1 protein-coding gene is annotated in these 349 nt (G+C 48.1%); it reads left to right on the top strand.

The features are described 5' to 3' along the window. On the top strand, positions 1–233 hold a 233-nt coding region (locus tag ACYP03_RS24895; protein WP_459782511.1), incomplete at its 5' end, for an OmpH/Skp family outer membrane protein. Positions 234–349: the final 116 nt, after the last annotated feature.

Here is a 349-nt window from a genome sequence, read left to right as displayed (position 1 = left end):
AAAATGAGCTGCAGACCCTGGACAGTCAGTTCAAGCAGAAAGCGCGTGCCCTGCAGGAAGATCAGGCGCGTCGTGCGTCGGAAGAGCAGCAAAAGCTGGCCATGAAATTGCGTACAGCGATTCAGGATGTAGCCAAACGTGAAGGCTACGATATGGTTGTTGATGGTCAGGCAATTTTGTTTGCCAATCCTAAAGATGATCTGTCTGCGAAAGTGATGTCAGCGGTGAAATAAGGATATCTGTTTCACTGAGTGCCGGCGAGTGAGTACGCCAGGAAGGGAATCAAGGCCCGTCTGGTGTATTCGCTCGTAGTATCCAAAATGACATTATTATGTGAACATTGTTCAAA

It is taken from the genome of Photobacterium sp. R1, from assembly GCF_054600795.1.
This window is presented reverse-complemented; position numbering and strand designations above follow the sequence as displayed.